Source organism: Nonomuraea basaltis (genome assembly GCF_005893125.1).
GTDB classification, from domain to species: domain Bacteria; phylum Actinomycetota; class Actinomycetes; order Streptosporangiales; family Streptosporangiaceae; genus Nonomuraea; species Nonomuraea basaltis.
Genome location: NZ_VCJS01000439.1, coordinates 1 through 4,359 on the forward strand (window position 1 = coordinate 1; position 4,359 = coordinate 4,359).

Genomic DNA, 4,359 nt, shown 5'->3' on the forward strand with positions numbered 1-4,359 from the left:
GCGATGTCGGCGACGGAGACGATGACGCCGGCGGCGACCGTGACCTCTGCCGATCTGATCACATCTTCTCCGGTGAACACCCGGATGTCTCGAAAAACCAGCATACAAACTCCTTTACATACATACGTAGCCGCCCGGGACCGTTGCCGCGGTCCCCGCCGTGCGCAGGTCCGCCCCGCCGGTTTCGCGCAGGGCCTTGGCCTGAGCGGGATCGGACATCATGTCGAGGACCGTGGTCACACCGAACAGGGCGGCTTGCTCGAGGTCACCGGGGAAGACGTGGGCGTGGGCGTCGATCAGGCCGGGGAGCAGGGTCCGCCCACGCCCTTCGATCACCTCGTCACCGGGTGCGGGAGTGCGCCCGCGGGCGATGTCGGCGACGGAGACGATGACGCCGGCGGCGACCGTGACCTCTGCCGATCTGATCACATCTTCTCCGGTGAACACCCGGATGTCTCGAAAAACCAGCATACAAACTCCTTTACATACATACGCGCCTGTATCCGGTAGTGGCGAGCATACACGCGCGCATGTATGAAAGGGTGCGGTCATGCGAAGAACGGCCGAAGAAGCGGCGGAAACACGGAACGCGCTGTTGCGGGCAGCGCTGGCCGTCTTCGCGGAGCGGGGTTACGCCGCCGCCACTCTCGCCGGGATCGCGGCGCGGGCCGGAGTGACCCGAGGGGCGGCGTACCACCACTTCACCGACAAGGCCACGCTCTACCTGGCGACGATCAGCGAGCTGTGGGCCGAGGCCGCCACGCCCGTCTGGGGCACGCTCGACGGCGACGGGCCGGTGCCGGAGCGGATCAGGCGGTTCCTGGTCGCGTTCTTCACGGCGCTGGAACGGGACGCGACGCTCAGAGAGGTGTTCGCACTGTCCATGCGCAGCGCCGAGGGCGTCCCGGAGCTCGAGGTGGGGCTGCGGGACAAGCGGGTCATGATGGAGGGCTGGAAGCGCGGGCTGATGGAGCTGCTCGCCGGCGCCGCACTACGCGAGGGGATCTCGGCGGAGACCGCCGCGCTGTCGATCATGACCTCCGTGAACGGGACCGCCGCCACGTGGCTGGCCTGCCCCGGGCTGTTCTCCCCCGCCGATCAGGCCGCCGCGCTCGCCGACGCCATCCTGCACGGCCTCACGTCCTGAAGTCGAACCTGGGCGCGGACGGGCTGAGGATCGCGACCTCCGGGGTCACGGGCCAGACGGCGGCCAGCTCGCCGGAGAGGGTGGCCATGAGGGACTCGATGTCGGCCAGGGCGGAGCCGTGCAGGGCCTCGGCGACGATCAGAACGTCGGTGGTCGTGTCGCGGATGGCCGAATGGCCGCTCTGCCGGTTGGTCCAGCGGCGAGCATGCGCCCGCCCCTCCGCGTCCGCGAAGATCACCTCGCCGGCCGGCGGGTGCTCCGTCTCGCCGGAGAAGGTCAGGTACGTCTCGTCCCCCGCCGCATACCGGACCTCCACGCACTCGGAGATCCTGGAGAGGTCGAACACCGCCACCGGGATCGCGTACGCGATGGAGACCGCGTTGCAGAGGTCGATCAGGGGGTGCAGGCGTGGCAGCGCGCCTTCCTTCCTGAACCGGCGCAGCAGCGACTCCGAGGCGCAGCGGTATTGGGTCGGCTTGAGTCCCATCTTCGAGAACGCCCGCCGCCACGCCTGGATCTCCGGCAGCTCGCCTTCCGACGCGGTCGCGAGCCGCTTCGCGGCGATCTCGCCGAACTCGGCGAGCCGGTCGTCGACGGAGGCGTCCGCGGTGATGCCCTGGGCGAAGATCACACCGGGGGCCAGTTCGGGGAAGTCCATCCAGATGTCGCTCGAATGCTGGAAACGCACGGTCACCTCATCATCGTGGCCACGGAACTCGGCCGCACGGTCCTTCGCCGCGCCGATCACGATACTCGCATCGCTCCGGAGGTCCGGGCAGGACAGGCCGAGCGAGCACCCGGCGTGCCAGGGAGACTGGCCGACCAGACCGCCAACCGCACACATGCTTCGCCTCCGGGGGCGGGCGACGGGCGTGGTGCGACACAGACCTGCGGGGCCGCACCTGGGGGATCATCTTCAGCGGGTTCGCCCGAGCCGGTAGAGGACGTGGCGGAGCAGGGGGCTGTCCTTCGGGAGCCGGGGGTGGTCGAAGTCCTCGGCGGGGTCCCTGGTCATGCCGAGGCGCTCCATCACGGCGCGGGAGCGCAGGTTCCGCTCGGCCGTCATGGAGATGAGCCCGTCGAGCCCGGCCTCGGTGAAGGCGTACTCGACGGCCCGCCTGGCCGCCTCGGTGGCGTATCCGTGGCCCCAGGCCGGGCGTGCCAGCCGCCAGCCGATCTCCCAGGCGGGCAGGAAGGGAGCGTCGAAGGTCTGCCAGATCAGCCCGGCGAATCCGATGAACCGCCCGCTCTCGCGTACCTCCAGCGCCCACAGGCCGTAGCCGTACTCGTCGAACGCCTGCTCGATCTTGTCGACCATCGTGTCGCTCTGCGAGCGAGTGAGCGTCGCGGGGAAGTGCTCCATCACCTCGGGGTCGGCGTTCATGGCCGCGAAGGGCTCGCGGTCCTCGTCGCGCCATCTGCGCATGATCAGCCGCTCTGTCTCCATCCGGTCCACGATACGGGTTCAGCGCTTGCTCTTGATCCCCGTGATGCGGCGGAACACGTCCCACCAGAACGGCGCCCCGAACAGCAGCGCCACGTACGTCAGCAGGAACCCGGGCCAGTGGCTGGGCGTGACGAGCCGATCCCACCACAGGCCGCCGTTCCAATCCACGCTCGGGTCGCCCTGCTCCGGGATCGACACGCTGACCAGCGCCTGACCGAGCATCCTGACGAGCGCGGGCTCGCTGAGCGTCTCGCTGACGCACCGCATCGGGTCCTGGCCCGTGCAGCGCGCCTTGAGCTCGTCGTACGCGTCCGGCCCCGCCTCGGCCACGGCCGTCACCGAGGCGCGGAAGGCGTTGTCACGCAGCAGCGTCTTGGCGTACTCGAACCCGTCCATCGTGAACAGCAGCGTCACCAGCAGGCCGAGCACGGCGACGACCCATTTGACGTAGCGCTTGTACAGCATCGACAGCCGCTGCATCTCCCCGTCGAACCAGGTCTCGATGCCCTGCCGGAACCGGTCGAGGTCGCGCTGCGCCGTCTCCCAGGCGCCCTTGAGCGGGCCGTACAGGGGGCTCTCGATGGCCTTCAGCTTGGCCAGGAACCGGTCGACGTCACCGTCCTCCCCCGTCGCCAGCTCCATCATCGCGACCGCGAACCGGCCGGGCGGGATGTTGGCGATGCTGGTCCTGCCCCGTTTGCCGTGGTCGATCTCCCTGACCCGCTCGTACAGCAGTTTGATCATCGAGTCGCCGGCCCTCGCCTGGGGCTCGGGCAGCTCGCCGGGCTCGGACGGCGCGGGCAGCTCGCTGTGGCGGGGCCGCGGGTCCCGGAGGAAAGGCAGCCGCGTGAACACGTCCCGCACCTTGGCCGGCAGCCACGATCCGGCCTTGTCGGCGCCGTCCATGGTGTCCCTGAGGTAGGCCCACAGGAACTTGCTGCGGATGGACAGCAGCCGGACGACCGCCTCGTTGAGCCCGCTCACCAGCAGCGACAGCAGCAGGAACGACACCACCAGGCCGAGGGCCAAGTCCACGTAAACGGATACCATCGCGCCTTGATACACCCGCCGTGCACACTTGATCAACCCCCGTAGAAGACACGATCCACCACGAGACGTGCGCGGCGCGTCACGCGGCGGTAGTCGTCGAGGAAGTCCTCCGAGCCGTCGGGCGGGTAGCCGAGCGTCTGGGCGATCAGCTTGCGCTCGCCCGCGTCGCGCGGCACGCTGTCGCCCGGACGCCCCTTGACCAGCATGATCGCGTCCCTGATCCGGGAGGCGAAGCGCCACGCCTCGGCCAGCACGGCCTCGTCGGCGGGAGCGAGCAGGCCCTCGGCCACGGCCGCGCGCAGGGCGTCGATCGTACGGGTGGTGCGCAGCGACGACAGACCGCCCGCGTGGCACAGCTGCAGGAGCTGGGCCACCCACTCCACGTCGGACAGCCCGCCGGGGCCCAGCTTGGTGTGCAGGCCCGGGTCGGCGCCGCGCGGCAGCCGCTCGGCCTCCATGCGTGCCTTGAGCCGCCTGATCTCCCTGACCGCGTCGTCGTGCAGCCCGCCCCGCGGGTAGCGCAGCTCGTCGACCATCGCCACGAACGCGGCGCCCAGCTCCGGGTCACCGGCCGAGAATCTGGCCCGCAGCAGCGCCTGCGACTCCCACGGGGACGACCAGCGCGAGTAGTAGGCGCGGTAGGAGGCCAGCGTCCGCACCAGCGGGCCCTGCCGTCCCTCGGGCCGCAGGTCGGGGTCGATGATCAGGGGCGGGT

6 protein-coding genes are annotated in these 4,359 nt (G+C 70.0%); 1 reads left to right on the forward strand and 5 read right to left on the reverse strand.

Going from position 1 to position 4,359, the window contains the following annotated elements; translation table 11 throughout:
* Window positions 1-114 precede the first annotated feature (114 nt).
* The gene (locus EJK15_RS67810) at window positions 115-471 is read right to left on the reverse strand and encodes a hypothetical protein (RefSeq protein ID WP_138720689.1); all 357 of its coding nucleotides are present in this window, start codon (window positions 469-471) and stop codon (window positions 115-117) included.
* Window positions 472-550: 79 nt separating this feature from the next.
* Here EJK15_RS67810 and EJK15_RS67815 point away from each other — a divergent pair, with 79 nt between their 5' ends.
* On the forward strand, window positions 551-1,147 hold the full coding sequence (locus tag EJK15_RS67815; RefSeq protein ID WP_138720690.1) for a TetR/AcrR family transcriptional regulator: 597 nt from the start codon (window positions 551-553) through the stop codon (window positions 1,145-1,147).
* Here the strand turns inward: EJK15_RS67815 and EJK15_RS67820 are convergent.
* The 4 genes from EJK15_RS67820 to EJK15_RS67835 form a co-directional block, all read right to left on the reverse strand.
* Window positions 1,137-1,841, reverse strand: coding sequence for a B3/B4 domain-containing protein (locus EJK15_RS67820; RefSeq protein ID WP_240778122.1), 705 nt, complete (start codon window positions 1,839-1,841; stop codon window positions 1,137-1,139). The two genes, EJK15_RS67815 and EJK15_RS67820, sit on opposite strands and share 11 nt — an antisense overlap.
* Window positions 1,842-2,063: 222 nt before the next feature.
* Window positions 2,064-2,594: a GNAT family N-acetyltransferase gene (locus tag EJK15_RS67825; protein ID WP_138720691.1), complete on the reverse strand. Its 531-nt coding sequence runs from the start codon at window positions 2,592-2,594 to the stop codon at window positions 2,064-2,066.
* 18 nt (window positions 2,595-2,612) lie between these two features.
* Window positions 2,613-3,644 (reverse strand): hypothetical protein, encoded by a 1,032-nt coding sequence (locus EJK15_RS67830; RefSeq protein ID WP_240778123.1) that lies wholly within the window; start codon window positions 3,642-3,644, stop codon window positions 2,613-2,615.
* Window positions 3,645-3,676: 32 nt separating this feature from the next.
* A partial coding sequence (locus EJK15_RS67835; RefSeq protein ID WP_476739214.1) for a [protein-PII] uridylyltransferase family protein occupies window positions 3,677-4,359 on the reverse strand: 683 nt, incomplete at its 5' end.

Bases quoted from the DNA above. Each gene is read 5' to 3' on its own strand.
- EJK15_RS67810 (WP_138720689.1), bottom strand. From the start codon at position 471: ATGCTGGTTTTTCGAGACATCCGGGTGTTCACCGGAGAAGATGTGATC.
- EJK15_RS67815 (WP_138720690.1), top strand. From the start codon at position 551: ATGCGAAGAACGGCCGAAGAAGCGGCGGAAACACGGAACGCGCTGTTG.
- EJK15_RS67825 (WP_138720691.1), bottom strand. From the start codon at position 2,594: ATGGAGACAGAGCGGCTGATCATGCGCAGATGGCGCGACGAGGACCGC.
- EJK15_RS67830 (WP_240778123.1), bottom strand. From the start codon at position 3,644: ATGGTATCCGTTTACGTGGACTTGGCCCTCGGCCTGGTGGTGTCGTTC.